Source organism: Spongiibacter pelagi (assembly GCF_014705705.1).
GTDB lineage: Bacteria > Pseudomonadota > Gammaproteobacteria > Pseudomonadales > Spongiibacteraceae > Spongiibacter > Spongiibacter pelagi.
On record NZ_JACXLD010000007.1, the window covers coordinates 49,074 to 66,058 of the forward strand.

The following is a 16,985-nucleotide window of genomic DNA, read 5'->3' on the forward strand; positions in this document are numbered from 1 at the left end:
CACCGCCGCGCCGGGGGTGAAAACATGGCAAATGCAAATGAGGGAAAAATGATTGTCGGCCTCGATATTGGCACCTCGAAAGTGGTGGCGATTGTCGGTGTCTGCAATGAAGACGGCAAGATCGACATTGTCGGTATTGGCTCACATCCCTCACGGGGGTTGAAGAAGGGCGTGGTGGTCAATATTGAGTCCACCGTGCACTCCATTCAGCGGGCAGTGGAAGAGGCTGAATTGATGGCCGGCTGTGAAATTCACAGCGTCTATGTCGGCATTGCTGGTAACCACATCCGCAGCCTGAATTCCCACGGTATTGTCGCGATCCGCGATCGCGAAGTGTATCAACTGGATTTAGATCGAGTGATCGATGCTGCGCAGGCGGTGGCGATTCCGGCCGATCAAAAAGTTCTGCATATCCTGCCGCAGGAATTTGTAATTGACGAGCAAGAAGGCATTAAAGAGCCGCTGGGTATGTCTGGCGTGCGGCTTGAAGCCAAGGTGCATTTGGTGACCTGCGCAGTAAATGCCGTGCAGAACATTGAAAAATGTATTCGCCGCTGTGGCCTAGACGTGGATGACGTGATTCTGGAGCAGTTGGCATCCAGTTATTCGGTGCTGACTGAAGATGAAAAAGAGTTGGGCGTGTGCATGGTCGATATCGGTGGCGGTACTACCGATATTGCGATTTTCACTAACGGAGCGATTCGTCATACCGGCGTAATTCCGATTGCGGGTGATCAGGTAACAAACGACATTGCTATGGCGCTGCGTACGCCAACCCAATATGCCGAAGAGATCAAAATTAAATACGCCTGCGCGCTAACTCAGCTTGCCGGTGAGGGGGAAACCATCAAGGTGCCCAGTGTGGGCGAGCGTCCGCCACGTGAGCTGTCGCGTCAGGCCTTGGCCGAGGTAGTGGAGCCGCGCTACGACGAGCTCTTCACCTTGATTCAGGCCGAGCTGCGCCGCAGTGGTTACGAAGAATTGTGTGCGGCGGGCATCGTGCTGACCGGCGGTACCTCGAAGATGGAAGGCGTGGTTGAACTGGCCGAAGAGATTTTCCACATGCCGGTGCGTTTGGGTTCGCCGCAAGATGTGTCTGGCTTGACCGATATTGTGCGCAACCCGATTTATGCCACCAGTGTTGGCCTGTTGCAGTACGGATTAGAGCACCAGAAAGAAACTGGCGGTGGCAGTCGTCGGGTCAGCCAAGACGGCTTCTTAAGCCGACTGAAGCAGTGGGTGCAAAACAATTTTTAAGGGTGGTCGATTCAGTTTTTAAAACGTCCGTCAATGATTTCGCCTCAGAAGAGGCATTAACAAAGTAGTAAAACCCCGCTGTGTTGGCAGCACGGCGGATTCGCAAAAAGGGAGAAAAGCCATGTTTGAACTTGTAGACAATGTTCCACAAAACGCAGTAATCAAGGTGGTTGGTGTCGGTGGTGGCGGCGGTAACGCGGTCAAACACATGATTGCCAACGATGTCGACGGCGTTGATTTTATTTGCGCCAACACCGATGCCCAAGCGCTGACCGACGTGATGTCGAAGACCGTTCTGCAGTTGGGTACCAATATCACCAAAGGGCTGGGTGCAGGTGCCAACCCAATGGTGGGCCGTGAAGCCGCAATGGAAGATCGCGACCGCATTGCCGAGTCACTGGAAGGTGCCGATATGGTGTTCATCACCGCAGGTATGGGTGGTGGTACCGGTACGGGTGGTGCGCCGGTTGTGGCTGAAGTGGCTAAGGAAATGGGTATCTTGACCGTGGCCGTAGTGACCAAGCCTTTCCCTTTCGAGGGTAAAAAGCGCATGGCCGTTGCCGAGCAGGGTATGCGTGAGCTGCGTCAACACGTTGACTCACTGATCACCATTCCAAACGAGAAGCTGCTGCCAGTGCTGGGTAAAAACACCAGCCTGCTGGAGGCGTTCAAAGCAGCCAATGATGTTCTGCTGGGTGCGGTTCAAGGTATTGCAGATCTGATTATCCGTCCGGGCATGATTAACGTCGACTTTGCCGACGTGCGCACAGTGATGTCTGAAATGGGTATGGCGATGATGGGTAGTGGTGTCGCAACCGGTGAAAACCGGGCGATTGAAGCTGCTGAAGCCGCAATTCGCAGCCCCTTGCTGGAAGATGTGAACCTGGAAGGTGCACGGGGGATTTTGGTCAATATTACCGCAGGTTTGGACCTATCCCTTGGCGAATTCAGCGATGTTGGCGATACTATCCGTGAAATTGCTTCCGATGACGCCACCGTGGTTGTTGGTACGGTTATCGACCCAGAAATGGCTGGCGAACTTCGCGTAACGGTTGTTGCCACTGGTTTAGACGGCGGTGCGGTTGAAGTTCCTCTCACCGTAGTTGAAAACAAAAAGGCAGAGCAGGTTAGCAAAGCGGCGGGTAATAACTACCGCGGTCTGGATCGCCCAACAGTGATGCGCAGCAATAGCCAGTCTGCAGTTGCCAAAGAAGAACTGCCAGGACCGGTGGACAGCCGCGATATGGAATATCTGGACATTCCAGCTTTCCTGCGTCGCCAAGCGGACTGATTCGCTACAACTGTTGTCTGTGGTGAGCCGCAAACGCCCAGCGTAGCGGTCGCGCCAAGGTCGGCAAGCAATACGGTATAAGTCATTCTTATGCCGAGTGGCTGGCTCTCCCCTGAAAAATCGGGGATAGGCAGTGGCGGAATAGCTCATGGAATGAGGCAAAGACAGCAGCTAAACAGCGAGTAACAGGCCAGAATTGGCAAATGAAAAGAGTGAACAGGCATGATTAAACAGAGAACCTTGCGCAATACCATCCGGGCAACCGGGATCGGGCTTCACAGCGGTGAGAAAGTCTTTCTCACCCTAAAGCCTGCTCCGGTAGACACCGGTGTCATTTTTCGTCGCACGGATCTCAATCCCGTAGTGGAAATTCATGCCCATGCCGAGAACGTGGGAGATACAACGCTTTCCACGACCTTGGTAAATGGAGATGTTCGAGTTTCAACCGTCGAGCACCTGCTTTCTGCCATGGCAGGTTTGGGTATCGACAATGCAATTGTTGAACTCAGCTCATCCGAGGTGCCAATTATGGATGGCAGTGCGGGCCCTTTTGTATTCCTTATTCAGTCTGCGGGCATTGAGGAACAGGACGCGCCGAAGAAATTCATCCGTATCAAGCGCCCGGTGACAGTAGAAGATGGCGATAAAGTCGCAAGCTTTCTCCCCTTTGACGGCTTTAAAGTCTCTTTTACTATCGACTTTGATCATCCGGTTTTCAAAGACCGCACCGGTCATGCCGAACTCGACTTCTCCAGTACCTCTTTTGTTAAAGAAGTAAGCCGCGCTCGTACCTTTGGCTTTATGCATGAAATTGAATACCTGCGCTCCAAGGGTTTGGCTCGTGGCGGCAGTGTCGACAATGCGATTGTGGTGGACGAATACCGCATCCTCAACGAAGAAGGCCTGCGTTACGAGGATGAGTTCGTCAAACACAAAGTGCTAGATGCCATCGGCGATTTGTATTTGCTTGGTACTAGCCTGATTGGTGAATTCCGCGCACATAAATCCGGTCACGGACTCAATAACGCCTCTCTGCGTCAGCTGATTAAACAGACCGATGCATGGGAGTGGGTGACCTTCGAAGATGCCAGCACGGCGCCGATTACCTACACCAATGCGGCGGCCAGCGCCTGATTTCTCTATCCCCTCTGTGATTCCCGTCGCCATGTTGGAAGGTTTTCAGCATGGCATTTGCGCCTCATCTATGCGATATTGCTCCCCGGTATCGCCGAGGTGATGCCTGTGATTTCCCGTCAAACAGGGCGCGGTAAGGCCCGCATCACACCCTTACTCACTTTTGCGCGTTTTTTGCTGCGTTTAGGTGACGAGTGTAGTGCCGAGTTTAGTACCGAATAGAATTTAGTGCCGAATATTAAGTACCGAGTATTCATCAGATATTCATTTGCCTGTAGTAATTTGGCGAGGTTTTTGTGTTTTCACATTTGCCGGCCGAGGCAATAAGTCAGTAATAGCAACGACAAAATTATGATTACAGCAGCTTTCAAGAAAGTTTTTGGCAGTAAAAATGATCGTGAACTCAAACGCATGCGCAAAATGGTGGCGCAAATTAACGGGTTTGAGGAGCAGTTAAGCGGACTTAGCGACGAGCAACTTTCCGCTAAAACCGATGAATTTCGTCAGCGCCTTGCCGCGGGCGAGACCCTTGAGCAAATTCTTGCTGAAGCCTTTGCTGTCGCCCGTGAGGCCAGCCGCCGGGTGATGGGCATGCGTCACTTTGACGTGCAGCTCATTGGTGGTATTACCATCCATGAAGGCAATATTGCCGAGATGCGGACCGGTGAAGGTAAAACCCTGATGGCAACCCTGCCGGTTTACCTTAACGCCCTCAGCGCCAACGGCGTGTATGTCGTTACCGTGAACGATTACCTCGCACAGCGTGACGCCAACTGGATGCGGCCGCTGTATGAATTTTTGCGCCTTCGAGTCGGCACCATCTACTCAGGTCAAAGCGGCGAAGATAAGCGTGATGCCTATGCCTGCGATATCACCTACGGCACCAATAACGAATTTGGTTTTGACTATCTGCGCGACAATATGGCCTTTGCGGTGGAAGATCGCCTGCAGCGCCAACTGAACTTCGCCATTGTCGATGAAGTGGACTCCATTCTTATCGATGAAGCACGTACGCCATTGATTATCTCAGGCCCAGCTCAAGACAGCTCGGCGCTATATAAGCTGATTAATAACCTGATTCCAAAACTGGAAGCGGTGCCCGATACCGGCGAAGAGCGCAAGGCGGGTGTAGAGCCGGAAGACGGTCATTACATCGTCGATGAAAAAATGCGCTCGGTGGAGCTGACCGAAGAAGGCCACCAGCTTGTTGAAGATTTGTTTATCGACAACGGCTTGTTGCAAGAGGGCGACAGCCTGTATGCGGCGGGTAATTTGACTCTGCTTCATCATGTGAATTCGGCGCTGCGCGCCCATGTGTTGTTCCACAATAATGTGGAGTACATCGTGCAGAATGGTCAGGTGGTACTGATTGATGAACACACCGGCCGTACCATGCCGGGTCGTCGCCTTTCTGAAGGCCTGCACCAAGCGATTGAAGCTAAAGAAGGCGTGGCTATTCAGGCGGAAAGCCAAACGCTGGCTTCGACCACGTTCCAGAATTACTTCCGTCTGTTCAATAAACTGGCCGGTATGACCGGTACAGCGGACACCGAAGCCTTTGAATTCAAACATATCTACGGTTTGGATGTGGTGGTTATTCCCACCAATAAACCCAATGCTCGCCAAGATTTAAACGATTTGGTGTATCTGAGCAAAGACGAAAAATACGATGCCATCGTGGCAGATGTGAAAGAAGTTATGGCCAGCGGTGCGCCGGTGTTGGTGGGTACGGCTTCTATCGAAACCTCTGAGGAAATGGCCAGTCGCTTTAAGAAAGCGAAAATTCCCCACAATGTGCTCAACGCTAAATACCACGAAAAAGAAGCGGAAATCATTGCGCAGGCTGGCCGCCCCGGCACCGTCACCATCGCAACCAATATGGCCGGTCGCGGTACGGATATTGTGCTTGGTGGTAATGTCGATGCGGAAATTAATGAGTTGGAAAATCCAACTCAGGCGCAAATCGATGAGCTGCGCGAAGCGTGGAAAGTGCGTCATGCTCAAGTTTTAGACGCCGGTGGTCTGCATATTATTGGTACCGAGCGCCACGAGTCTCGCCGTATCGATAACCAGCTTCGCGGTCGTTCCGGTCGCCAGGGTGATCCCGGTGTTTCGCGTTTTTATCTGTCACTGGAAGATAACCTGATGCGGATCTTCGCCTCAGACCGCGTGCGCAGCATTATGCAGGCGCTGGGTCTGGAGAAGGGTGAAGCCATCGAGCACCGCATGGTGTCGAATGCGATTGAAAAAGCGCAGCGCAAAGTGGAAGGCCGCAACTTCGATATTCGTAAGCAGTTGCTTGAATACGATGATGTTGCTAATGACCAGCGTCAGATTGTGTATCAACAGCGCAATGAGTTGATGGAATCTGAAGATATCAGCGGTATGTTGCAGACCATTCGCAACGATGTGGTGCAAGACGTTATCAGCGAATATATTCCACCGCAAAGTGTGGAAGAGCTGTGGGATATTGAAGGTTTAGAGCGCCGTTTGGATGCGGATTTTGCGGTAAAACTGCCGTTGCAACAGTGGTTGGCCGAAGACAAGAAGCTCTACGAAGATGTGCTGCGCGAGAAAATCGCCGAGCAAGTCGAGCAGGCCTATGCTGCCAAGTGTGAGCAAATTGGCCCCGAAATTCGTCGGGTTGAGCGCCATATTATGCTGCAGGTGCTAGATACCCTGTGGAAAGAACATCTGGCAACTATGGATCACCTGCGCCACGGTATTCATCTGCGCGCCTTTGCCCAGAAAAATCCCAAGCAAGAATATAAGCGTGAGGCGTTTGAGTTGTTCCAAAGCATGTTGGAAAACTTGAAGCTGGAAGTGGTACGTTTCCTTTCGCACCTGCAATTGCAGCAAGACGAAAATGCCGAAGCACTGGCTCAGCAACGCCGCGAAGAAGCTGCGCGCAGCAAGATGGAGTTTCAGCACGCTGAAAGCTCTGCGCTCAGTGATGACGAAGGCGGAGAGGCACAAGAAGAAGCCCCTGCGGAGCCCTTTGTTCGAGATGAGCGTAAGGTGGGGCGCAATGAACCTTGCCCCTGCGGCTCCGGGAAAAAATATAAGCAATGCCACGGTAAACTGGCATAAAATTTCGGGGCTTGCGTTGGAAACATCGCAAGCCTTTTTGATTGGGTCTCCTGATTATTGTTGAGGAAAATATGGCTGTTGGTCCAAGTACCCTAGCTGCTGTGCTACATCCAGTTAAAGGCGTTCGTATTGGTATCGCCAGCGCCGGAATTAAAAAGCCGGGCCGCAAAGATGTGGTGGTTTTTGAACTGGCGGAAAGCGCAACGGTTGCCGGTGTGTTTACTAAAAATGCGTTCTGTGCGGCGCCCGTCACCGTGGCAAAACAGCACCTCGCCAAAACCTCCCCCCGTTATTTACTGATTAATACCGGCAATGCCAATGCGGGCACTGGCGAGATCGGCATGGCTGATGCCAATAGCTGCTGTGTGGCATTGGCTGAGTTGACGGGTTTCTCCGCCGAGCAAGTACTGCCCTTCTCAACCGGTGTTATTGGCGAAAAGCTGCCAGTAGAAAAAATTGTAGCGGCTTTGCCGCAGGCTCTTGCTGATTTTTCGGAAGGTAACTGGGAAGCTGCGGCTACCGGTATTATGACCACCGATACCCGCCCCAAAGCCACTTCGCGCCAAATTGACTGGCAGGGGCAGAGCATTACCATTACTGGTATCTCCAAAGGCGCGGGCATGATTAAGCCCAATATGGCGACCATGCTGGGTTATGTCGCCTGTGATGCGCAAATTGATACCAGCCTGCTGCAAGAAATTGTCTCGGAAGCTGCTGAAGCGTCATTCAACCGCATTACCGTAGATGGTGATACCTCGACCAATGATGCCTGCGTCTTGATTGCCAGTGGCACTTCGGGTGTGATTGTTACAGCGGATAGTGAATTGCGGGCCTTGTTACAAGCTGAAATTAACGCCGTCTTCCTTGAGTTAGCTCATGCTATTGTGCGTGATGGCGAGGGTGCGACCAAGTTTGTGGCGGTAAAGGTTGCCGGTGCAAATAGCGTAGAAGAGGCCTTAAAAGTGGCCTACACGGTTGCCGAATCACCGCTGGTGAAAACAGCACTGTTTGCCAGTGATCCTAACTGGGGACGTATTTTGGCGGCGATTGGCCGTGCCGGTGTCGATCAGCTTAATGTAGATGCGATAGCGGTACATTTGGATGATGTGCTTATCGCTGAAAAAGGCGGTCGTGCGGCCAGCTATACCGAGGCGGCCGGTGCGGCGGTCATGAAGCAAGAAGAAATTACCATCAGCATCAATCTGAACCGTGGTGATGTTACCGAAACGGTTTGGACTACCGACTTCTCCTATGACTACGTGAAAATCAACGCCGAGTACCGGAGTTAGTTGTGAATCGTATCCACGTCGCCGTCGGGGTGATCTGTAACTCCGAGGGCGAAATTCTTATTGCCAAACGGGCTGATCATCTACATCAGGGCGGTCTTTGGGAGTTTCCCGGCGGTAAAGTTGAGGCTGAGGAATCGGTTGTCGATGCCTTGGTACGTGAACTTGAGGAAGAGCTGGGCATTACTGCGGTGCGAGAAGCCTGCAATCCACTTATGGAAATTACCCACGATTACGGCGATAAGCAGGTGATGTTAGATGTATGGTGGGTACGTGATTTTTGCGGTGAGCCGGAAGGGCGAGAAGGTCAGCCGCTGAATTGGGTGGAGGCGGCTCAGTTAAATGATTTCGCGTTTCCTGAAGCCAATATCGCCATTATTGAAAAAATTACGGCTTTAGCTGAGCGTTAGACTTGGCTTAAGCTCTAGTCTCTATCTCTTAGCATTTCGGCATATTCCAAATCGCCGCTTAGTAAATCCTCATATTCACCGCTGCCGGGAATATGATGCTCTTCATTCGCCCAGCTCACAAAATCCTGATTTTTACACTGTGATGAGCAAAATGGGCGGAATTCATTATTTTTATCCCACAGCAAACTGATGCCGCAGCCGGGGCATTTGATGGTGAGTTTGTTGGCTTGGTTTTCCATATTGCGGTTATTCTTTAAATGCGTTTTTAGACTAGAGCGAGATACGATTGGTGCATGGCATCGACCTTCTCGTGCAGGCTCTTTAGGTCGCTATCGTTAACAATAATATCATCCGCAAGGGCTAGGCGCTGTTCTCGGCTGGCTTGGCTGGCAATAATCCGCTTAACCTGTTCTGCATCGTTGCTGTCGCGGGCGATAGTACGTTGCAGCTGTGTTTCTTCGCTGACATCCACCACAAGCAAACGCTGACAAAAACCTTTCTGATTGCTTTCTACCAGTAGCGGAGAAACATAAATTGCGTAGGGGCTTTGCGCTTCAGATAGCTGCCTTAACGTCTCTTCGGCAATCAGAGGGTGAAGTAAAGACTCTAGCCACTGCTTGTCTGTTGGCGAGCTGAAAATCTTCTGGCGCAATTGGGCGCGATCCAAGTTGCCGTCTTCTAGCAAAATATCTGTGCCGAAATGGTCACGAATTTTTTCTAGTGCAGGGCGGCCGGGTTCGACAACCACGCGCGAAATCACATCCGCATCGACAATACTAATACCGTGAGCGGCAAAGCGATCGGAAACGGCAGTTTTACCGCTACCTATGCCACCGGTAAGGCCAATAATCATCTTCGACATTGTTAGTAATAGACCTGTTATTTACCAAAAGGATGACTAAAAGCCGGCAAAGCGCAGGTAATTTTCGGTGATCTGAGCTCCCCAGAACAGACTGATCCAGCCAGCAATGGCCAAATAAGGCCCGAATGGAATGGGGTTGCTTTGGGATTTTTTACTTAGCGCCAGTGTCAGGCTGCCAAGAACCGCACCCACCAGAGAAGACAAAATAATAATCAGTGGCAGACTCTGCCAACCCAACCACGCGCCCAGTGCAGCCAGCAATTTAAAATCGCCAAAGCCCATGCCTTCCTTGCCGGTGACTATTTTAAACAGCCAGTACACGGACCAAAGCGTGAGATAACCTGCAATCGCACCCCAAACCGCATCCTGTAATGGAATTTGACCAAAACTGGCATGCCATGCAAGGCCCAGCCAGAGCAGGGGTAGCGTTAATGAATCTGGCAATAACTGGTGATCGATATCGATCATGGTAAGGATTAATAGCAGCCAGCCGAATAGGGTAAAGGCCAAGGCTTCGGAACTTAAGCCAAATTGACTAACGGTAAATACCGCAATGGCAGCAGTGATGATTTCAATGGCCGGGTAGCGGATGCCAATTGATGTTTTGCAGCTCGCGCATTTTCCTTTGAGTAGCAGGTAACTGATCACCGGAATATTTTGCCAGGGTTTGACCGGCGCTTGGCAATTGGGGCAGTGCGAATGGGGGAAAGCGAGGCCGAATTTTTTATCCGCAGGTTGGGGCTCTGATTCCTCTCCGTTTATGAGGAATTCACATTCACTGCGCCAGTTGGCTTCCATCATTTTTGGCAGGCGGTAAATCACCACATTAAAAAAACTGCCGAATAATAGGGAGAAAATAGCGGTAAGAATATAGAGCAGGGTGGAGCTTTGGTTTAGCGCCTCGAGAAAAGTCATAGTGGGACTCTTAAAACAAAGCCGGGGCTACCCCGGCTGAAAGATTGAATAAAAAATTAAATTAATACTTAAGATTAACCACCAACAGCAGAGCCCAGCATAAAGATAGGCATGTACATGGCTATCATTAGCCCACCCACTAATATACCGAGTACGGACATAATCATTGGTTCGAGTAGCGAGGTTAGAGTATCCACTGCGTTATCGACGGCTTCTTCATAATGGGTTGCTACTTTGTCTAGCATTTCATCCAGTGAACCTGACTCTTCACCAATGGCAACCATTTGCAAGAGCATTGTCGGAAATAAATTGGTAAAGCGAATCGAGGAGTATAGAGTTTGGCCGCTAGTGACATCATCACGAATTTGTAGAATGGCTTTATTGTAGACTGCATTACCTGCTGCGCCGGCAACGGAATTTAGGGCTTCTACTAAAGGCACGCCTGCACCAAAAGTAGTCGATAAAGTTCGTGAAAAACGGGCAATAACAGAGTTGAAAACGATTTCACCAACAACTGGAATTTTAAGAGTAACTGCATCAACCTTGTCAGAAAAGGCTTTCGATCGATAACGAGCTTGTTGGAAGGCAAATCCAGCCGCAGCAATTATTATAACCGCAAAAAACCAGTTGGCCTGCATCCATTCAGATAGGCCAACAACAAACTGTGTAAAAGCCGGGAGATCCGAACCAAAACTCTGGAACGTTTCGGCAAAAACAGGCACCACTTTGATTAATAATATTGTGGTTACAATTATTGCGATGCAAATGACAGCAATTGGATAGGTTAGTGCTTTTTTAATTTTGGCTTTCAGTGCTTCGGTTTTTTCCTTATAAGTCGCTACTCGATCTAGCATAACCTCAAGAGTACCGGACTGTTCGCCTGCCTCAATTAAACTGCAAAATAAATTATCAAAATATTTAGGGTGTTTGGCACAGGCACTGGCAAAGCTGCCGCCTGCAGAAACATCATTTTTTATACTTAATACCAGTTCTTGGATGCTGGGGTTACCTGCGCCCTCGGCCACAATATCAAAGCTCTGAACCAGTGGTACCCCGGCTTTCATCATAGTGGCCATTTGCCGGGTAAAAATTGCGATATCCGCAGGTTTAATTGGCTTTTTCCCAGAGCTGAACAAAGGCTTGGGCTTTTTCTTAATGCTTTTAGTGATAATGCCTTGTTTGCGAAGCTGCGCTTTTACTATTGCGCTAGAAGCTCCGGAGGCTTCGCCGCGGGTTTTGCGCCCCTGCTTGTCGGTGCCTTGCCAGACAAAAATTTCGGTTTTCTGTGCTGTTGCCATTATCGTTTCCGCTTTTTAAACGCGCAGTGTTTTAGGTTGTTAGTCTTTGGTGACTCGGTTAACTTCTTCCAAGCTGGTTATGCCTTGGGCGCATTTCTTTAGTGCAGACTGGCGCAAATTAGCAAAGCCTTCTTTCTGCGCCTGCTCAGCAATGACCAGCGAGTTACCGTTCTCCATAATAATACGAGAGATTTCCGGTGTGATACGAACTACTTCGTATATTCCGACACGACCTTTGTAACCGTTGTTGCAGCGCTCACAGCCAACTGGGTGCAAAATGCTGGCGCCTTCCAATAATTCTGGCGTGAATCCTTCTTCTAATAAGGTTTCTCTGGGGATATCTGCGGGTACTGCACATTCCTTACACAAGCGACGAGCAAGGCGCTGGGCAATGATTAAGCTGACCGAGGTGGCCACGTTAAAGGCGGGCACGCCCATATTCAATAAACGAGTCAGGGTTTCTGGTGCGCTATTGGTGTGTAGGGTGGATAGCACCAAGTGACCGGTTTGCGCGGCTTTTATGCCGATTTCCGCGGTTTCTAAGTCCCGGATCTCACCGACCATGATAATGTCAGGGTCTTGACGGAGGAAGGAGCGCAGTGCTTCGGGAAAGCCCAAGCCTACCTTGGCATTAACGTGTACTTGGTTAATCCCTTCAAGGTTAATTTCCACCGGGTCTTCAGCGGTGGAAATATTGCGCTCCACGGTGTTGAGTATATTTAAGCCGGTATACAGCGAAACCGTTTTACCAGAGCCGGTGGGGCCAGTAACTAGAATCATACCTTGAGGCTGGTTAAGGGCTTCTAGATACATTTTCTTTTGTTCTGCTTCATAGCCCAGAGCATCGATACCCATTTGGGCAGAGCTGGGGTCCAAAATACGCAGTACGACTTTTTCACCCCAGAGCGTGGGCAAAGTATTTACCCGGAAGTCGATAGCGCGGGTTTTGGATAGCTTCATTTTGATCCGGCCATCCTGTGGGATGCGCCGTTCTGAAATATCCATCTGCGACATAACTTTTAAGCGCGCCGCTAAGCGGAAGCCAAGCGCCACCGGAGGCTGTGCCACTTCGTGCAAGATGCCATCAGTACGAAAACGGATGCGATAGACTTTTTCATAAGGCTCAAAGTGAATATCTGAGGCGCCGCCGCGAATCGCATCGAGTAATACTTTATTTACAAACTTAACTACCGGCGCTTCATCGGCACCCTTTAGGTCAGCGTCCTTATTTGGGTCTTCATCGACACCGCCAACCTCCAATCCTTCCAGCGACAAATCATCCATATCGCCGAGGCTGTCGGTGAGGGACTCCTCCTGTGACGCCATATATTTTTCAATGGCGGCCTGCAGAGCGCTTTCTTCAACAATAATGGCTTCAGTAGTTAGACCGGTATGGAATTTAATCTGATCGAGGGCGTGGAGGTTGGTCGGATCTGACATACCCAAAAACAGGCGCTTACCCCGCTGCCATAACGGTAGAGCGTGGAAGTTTTTAATGAGCTTATTGTCCACCACCTTCTGTGGGGCAAGGCTGGCTTCAAAACTCTGTAAATCTAAGAAGGGGATGCCAAATTCGTCAGATGCGGTAGCGGCTATCTTTAAGCCATCCGCTAGGTTCTTGCTAACCAAATGAGAAACCAGGCTTTTCTTTTCTTTATTGGCGGCTTCTTGGGCTTTGCGAACGAGGGACTCGTCAAGTACGCCATCGTAAACCAAGCGGCGAGCAAGACCATTTAGTGGTGGATTTGGATTGTTCATACTTTAAATCAGGGTTGTAAGTGTTTGATTCATAGTAGTCCATTTTGGTAGAGGCTGTAAAAGCGTATAGGAGAGTGTTGATGGAGGTAATATCTAATGGTGTTGACAATTTTTGTCACAAGCTGACGGTCGCGGTCGTTTTTGTTTTAGCTGTCTATAACTGTAGTGAGGTTTGATCGGTGTTTTTTTAGGCAAAAAGGGTGCTTTCTGAGATTCTGTTCAAAAGTTGGCGCTAAGGATTGGTTGAATTTATGAGTTGGCCCAAGTTCTGCTTTAGTTAGCTCAGTGATAGTTTCTTATCGCTAACAAAACAAGGCTTCATTAAAGAAGTGATTTTGTGAGCATCGCTCAGGAGAACGTAAAATGAAAAAGAACCAACAAGGTTTTACTTTGATTGAATTAATGATCGTTGTTGCGATCATCGGTATTCTAGCTGCAGTAGCACTTCCTGCTTACCGTGATTATGTGGCGCAGTCACATGGCGGAGCGGCTATGAAGGGTTTGGCCGGCTTCACAACGAAAGCTGTTACTTGTGTGCAATCTGGTGTTGGATGCACTGGATTGGCGACTGAGATTGGTAACATCTCTGAGCTGTCCACTAGTGCTGCTCTTGCTGAAGGCACAGGTGCAAATTTGACTTGGAATGATGGTGTTTGTTCTGTAACAGCAGCTATTACTAATGATGGTGCGTTGACTTACTCTGCGGCTGCGACAGGAACAACTGCGACAGCTGCTCAGTGTCAGGCTGGTGCTGGCGTTGGCTCGTAATTTCGGAGCTTAGCTTCATCAAATGAAAAGGCTGGCCAAAGTAATTTGGCCAGCCTTTTTGGTATTAGGGGAAGCGTTTTGTATAAAGTAAATAGTGGTTTTACTTTGATAGAGCTAATGATTGTTGTTTCAATCATCGGCATCCTTGCGGCGGTAGCATTACCTTCTTACCGTGATTATATTGTTCAATCCCAGGGTGGAGCGGCAATGAAAGGGATGGCTACTTATTCAAGTAAGTCTGTTACTTGTGTGCAATCGGGTATCGGATGCGATGGGGTGGCTGCAGATATTGCAAGTACACCTGAGCTGAGTATCACCGGCGGCCCTCTTGGTGATGGGGTTGGTGCAACATTAGCATGGGACAATGGCAAGTGTGTTGTAAGTGCTTTAATTAGTAATAATGGTTTGCTTAGTTATTCTGCGGCTAAGTCAGTAGGTAGCAGTGCTACCTCTGAGCAATGCAGGGCTGGAGCGGGCTTGTGAAACTGCTCAATTTTGTTTGTTACTTTAATAAAAGCCAATGAAAATCAGAATAATTGAGAAAAGTAAGTTTATTTTTATTCCGTTTTTTTTATTTCTCTCTGTCCTTTCCTTTCTTCCTTCTGCTCGAGTAATAACAACCCTGCCTAGCTATGATGAGAAACGGCTTTGGCAAGTTTTTTCTCTGTTTGTTATAGGTTTGACTCTTCTGTTGGTAAGAGCATTAAGAGAAAGAATTTCTATTATTCTTATGGCTGCCCCCTTTTCCTATCGGTTGGCTTTTGTTCTCGTTTTCACTCTTGGGTTGTTTTTAGCTTTAAATTCACCTTATGGACGCTATGCCCTCCTTGAGTTGTTTTTGTTTTCAATGTTATTGGTCGCGGCGCTCTATATCACAGTTTGCTATCTAGCAGCACCGAAGTTTTTTACGAACGCCATTATATGGTTTTTCGTGATTTCTGTGACATTACATTTTCTATCCTTTTTGCAAAATTGGATTTTGATACTGCTGTCGATTTCTCCGCCTAATTTCGATTATTTACGATATTTGTTTGGAAATCCTAGATTTATGAATCAGTGGCAGGGGATTATTCTGCCAATTTTCTTAGTGGCGCCATTAATTCTTTCCATTTCTAAAAAAAGATGGAGTTTTATTCATTTATTACTAGCTTCATTTTTTTGGGTAAGCATTTTCATCTCCGGTGGGAGAGGGGTTGTTTTAGCTCTAATTGTTGGCGCTGTTTTGAGTGGAGTACTTGTAGAAAAATCAGCTGCGAGATTTTGGTGGGCGCTGCATTTTAAGGCCTTGGTAGGTGGGTTTTTATTATATCAATTTGTTAGGGCAAGCATTTTTTTTGCAACCGAATCATCAGGAGTGGATGGTTTAGGGAGGATTCTAGGCGACACATCATCTTCTGGGCGTGTTGAAATTTGGCTTCAGGCTTGGCATCAATTTTTACAGCACCCTTGGCAAGGAATTGGGGGGATGCACTTCCAGCTCAATTTCCCAGGCGGCATGGGTGTTTCTCATCCTCACAATATTGTTCTCCAACTTCTTGTTGAATGGGGGTTGCCATTTAGCGTCGCAGTACTGTCTATCGCCGGTTTTGCTTTTTTGAGATGGGCCAGTGCTTTAAAACATACACGAGATAAGCAAGTTCTTTTTCTAAAAGTGGCTATCACTAATGGGATATTAACTGGCTGTGTACATTCACTATTTAGCGGTGTCTGGGTAATGCCATTAAGTCAGATGGCAATGGTACTGCTCATCGGTTGGGCTGTAGGAATATATATTCAAGAACATTCGCTGAATGTTGGTATTGAGCGCACTTCCCTTGGGAAATTTCCCTCTCATATTGCGTCTGTTGTATTGCTCCTGTCTTTAGGAGGAATTGGTTATGGGGTTTTTCCGGAGATATTGCGACTAAACGAATGGAGGATGGAGTCCTACCGGACTACAGGTAGTAGAAATTTCGCTCCGCGATTTTGGATGCAGGGCCGGATTCGGCCCTACATAAATAATGAGCAAAAATAACGCCTTGGCTTACCCAAGCCGCATCGACAGGTCGATCGCTCGAGCGTGCTTGGTTAGCCCGCCAATCGAAATATAATCCACGCCGGTTTCGGCATAACTCGGCAGGGTGGTTTTATCCACGTTGCCGGAGGCTTCTAGCTTCGCTTTTCCATCGGTAATTCTTACCGCTTCTTTCATGTCGGCAATGCTGAAGTTGTCGAGCATGATGATATCCGCACCTGCGCTTAGGGCTTGGCGCAGTTCGTCCAGATTTTCGGTTTCCACTTCTACCGGTTTGCCGGGGGCGATCTGGTGAGCATTTTCTACGGCTTGGGCGATTCCGCCACAGGCGGCGATATGGTTTTCTTTTATCAGGAAGGCGTCATAAAGCCCAATGCGGTGGTTGTGGCAGCCGCCACAGGTCACGGCGTATTTTTGGGCGGTACGCAGGCCGGGAATAGTTTTGCGGGTATCCAATAATTTGACTTGCGTATGGGCGACTAGGTCGGCGTATTCTTTGCAAATAGTGGCGGTGCCAGAAAGCAGTTGCAGGAAATTAAGGGCGGCGCGCTCGCCGGTCAGCAGGCTTCGGGCTGGCCCTTTGATTTCAAATAGGACTGTGTCAGGTTCAACGAGGTCGCCATCTTTGACTTTCCAGTTAAGGGATACGCTTTCATCGATTTGCTGAAAAACTGCATTGACCCAGTCGACGCCGCAGATCACGGCTTTTTCGCGGCTGATCACACGGCCATTGCCCATTTGCGTCTCAGGGATAAGTTGGGCGGTGATGTCGCCATCGCGAATATCTTCGCTCAGCGCCTGACTAACTGCCAGTGTGCGGTCTTGAGCGAGTAAGTCATTGAAAGAAAGCATAATATTCATCCCTTTTAGCGAGGGCAGCATTCTATCAGGGCTAGCTATGG

The 16,985-nt window shown here is 49.2% G+C and carries 15 protein-coding genes; 9 read left to right on the forward strand and 6 right to left on the reverse strand.

From position 1 onward, the window contains the following. The first annotated feature begins 24 nt into the window (after nt 1–24). From ftsA to mutT, 6 genes are all read left to right on the forward strand, one after another. A complete protein-coding gene (ftsA, locus tag IB286_RS12095) occupies nt 25–1,257 on the forward strand; it encodes a cell division protein FtsA (RefSeq protein WP_190765895.1) in 1,233 nt (410 codons plus the stop codon). 121 nt (nt 1,258–1,378) lie between these two features. Continuing rightward, nucleotides 1,379–2,548, forward strand: coding sequence for a cell division protein FtsZ (ftsZ, locus tag IB286_RS12100; protein WP_190765897.1), 1,170 nt, complete (start codon nt 1,379–1,381; stop codon nt 2,546–2,548). A gap of 222 nt (nt 2,549–2,770) precedes the next feature. Continuing rightward, nucleotides 2,771–3,682, forward strand: a complete 912-nt coding sequence (gene lpxC, locus IB286_RS12105) for a UDP-3-O-acyl-N-acetylglucosamine deacetylase (protein WP_190765899.1) — start codon at nt 2,771–2,773, stop codon at nt 3,680–3,682. 351 nt (nt 3,683–4,033) lie between these two features. Then, nucleotides 4,034–6,772: a preprotein translocase subunit SecA gene (gene secA / locus IB286_RS12110; RefSeq protein ID WP_190765901.1), complete on the forward strand. Its 2,739-nt coding sequence runs from the start codon at nt 4,034–4,036 to the stop codon at nt 6,770–6,772. 71 nt (nt 6,773–6,843) lie between these two features. Beyond that, nucleotides 6,844–8,061, forward strand: a complete 1,218-nt coding sequence (gene argJ / locus IB286_RS12115; RefSeq protein WP_190765904.1) for a bifunctional glutamate N-acetyltransferase/amino-acid acetyltransferase ArgJ — start codon at nt 6,844–6,846, stop codon at nt 8,059–8,061. Between the two features lie 2 nt (nt 8,062–8,063). Beyond that, nucleotides 8,064–8,468 carry an 8-oxo-dGTP diphosphatase MutT gene (gene mutT, locus IB286_RS12120; RefSeq protein WP_190765906.1) on the forward strand — a complete coding sequence of 135 codons (405 nt, stop codon included), beginning with the start codon at nt 8,064–8,066 and terminating at the stop codon, nt 8,466–8,468. A 14-nt stretch (nt 8,469–8,482) separates the two neighbouring features. Here the strand turns inward: mutT and IB286_RS12125 are convergent, their stop codons facing one another. The 5 genes from IB286_RS12125 to pilB form a co-directional block, all read right to left on the reverse strand. Beyond that, on the reverse strand, nt 8,483–8,707 hold the full coding sequence (locus tag IB286_RS12125; protein WP_190765908.1) for a DNA gyrase inhibitor YacG: 225 nt from the start codon (nt 8,705–8,707) through the stop codon (nt 8,483–8,485). 26 nt (nt 8,708–8,733) lie between these two features. After that, nucleotides 8,734–9,330, reverse strand: a complete 597-nt coding sequence (coaE, locus tag IB286_RS12130) for a dephospho-CoA kinase (RefSeq protein WP_190765910.1) — start codon at nt 9,328–9,330, stop codon at nt 8,734–8,736. A gap of 36 nt (nt 9,331–9,366) precedes the next feature. Then, entirely contained in the window at nt 9,367–10,245 is an 879-nt protein-coding gene (locus tag IB286_RS12135) for a prepilin peptidase (RefSeq protein WP_190765912.1), read from the reverse strand. Between the two features lie 74 nt (nt 10,246–10,319). Beyond that, complete coding sequence (locus tag IB286_RS12140) at nt 10,320–11,543, reverse strand: type II secretion system F family protein (RefSeq protein WP_223826360.1); 1,224 nt, start codon at nt 11,541–11,543, stop codon at nt 10,320–10,322. A gap of 39 nt (nt 11,544–11,582) precedes the next feature. Continuing rightward, entirely contained in the window at nt 11,583–13,301 is a 1,719-nt protein-coding gene (pilB, locus tag IB286_RS12145; RefSeq protein WP_190765914.1) for a type IV-A pilus assembly ATPase PilB, read from the reverse strand. A gap of 363 nt (nt 13,302–13,664) precedes the next feature. Between pilB and IB286_RS15740 the strand changes: the two genes are divergently transcribed. The 3 genes from IB286_RS15740 to IB286_RS12160 all read left to right on the forward strand — a co-directional run bounded on the left by IB286_RS15740 (nt 13,665) and on the right by IB286_RS12160 (nt 16,083). Beyond that, nucleotides 13,665–14,069 (forward strand): pilin, encoded by a 405-nt coding sequence (locus IB286_RS15740; RefSeq protein ID WP_190765916.1) that lies wholly within the window; start codon nt 13,665–13,667, stop codon nt 14,067–14,069. Nucleotides 14,070–14,186: 117 nt separating this feature from the next. After that, on the forward strand, nt 14,187–14,552 hold the full coding sequence (locus IB286_RS15745; protein ID WP_190766139.1) for a pilin: 366 nt from the start codon (nt 14,187–14,189) through the stop codon (nt 14,550–14,552). Between the two features lie 37 nt (nt 14,553–14,589). Beyond that, on the forward strand, nt 14,590–16,083 hold the full coding sequence (locus IB286_RS12160; RefSeq protein ID WP_190765918.1) for an O-antigen ligase family protein: 1,494 nt from the start codon (nt 14,590–14,592) through the stop codon (nt 16,081–16,083). A 9-nt stretch (nt 16,084–16,092) separates the two neighbouring features. Here the strand turns inward: IB286_RS12160 and nadC are convergent, their stop codons facing one another. Continuing rightward, on the reverse strand, nt 16,093–16,935 hold the full coding sequence (gene nadC / locus IB286_RS12165; protein ID WP_190765921.1) for a carboxylating nicotinate-nucleotide diphosphorylase: 843 nt from the start codon (nt 16,933–16,935) through the stop codon (nt 16,093–16,095). Nucleotides 16,936–16,985 lie beyond the last annotated feature (50 nt).